The sequence below is a fragment of the Cellulomonas olei genome (assembly GCF_039548315.1).
Lineage (GTDB): Bacteria > Actinomycetota > Actinomycetes > Actinomycetales > Cellulomonadaceae > Cellulomonas.
The window spans coordinates 1-304 of the sequence record NZ_JBCLVN010000112.1 but is presented as its reverse complement, the minus strand read 5'-3'; the positions used below and the strand labels follow the sequence as shown (position 1 = coordinate 304).

Below are 304 nucleotides of genomic sequence, written 5' to 3'. Positions count from 1 at the left end.
GACAACGAGCTCGCCTCGGAGTCGTCGATGGCGCACATCGACGCGTTCATCCACGGCGTCGGGTTCGCGATGGTCGGCTCGGGCGACGTGGGCGAGCCTGACGTCCTGGTGACGATCGAGTCGGCCCTGAACGCCACCGGCGCTTGGTCGCCGCGCACCCGCCGCCTGAGCAGCGGCCTGGTGCAGATGGTCGACGAGTCCACCGGGCGTGTGACCGGCTGGGTGTACATGACCCCGCGGTCCACCGTCACCCTCGAGCGCGCCCGCAACGGCTTCAAGATCGTCGCCCGCGACGACCACAACC

Annotated in this window: 1 pseudogene; it reads left to right on the top strand. The window is 70.1% G+C overall.

The features are described from left to right. Positions 1-27 precede the first annotated feature (27 nt). Positions 28-304: pseudogene (locus AAHH18_RS18275) on the top strand (hypothetical protein); the annotation flags it as partial.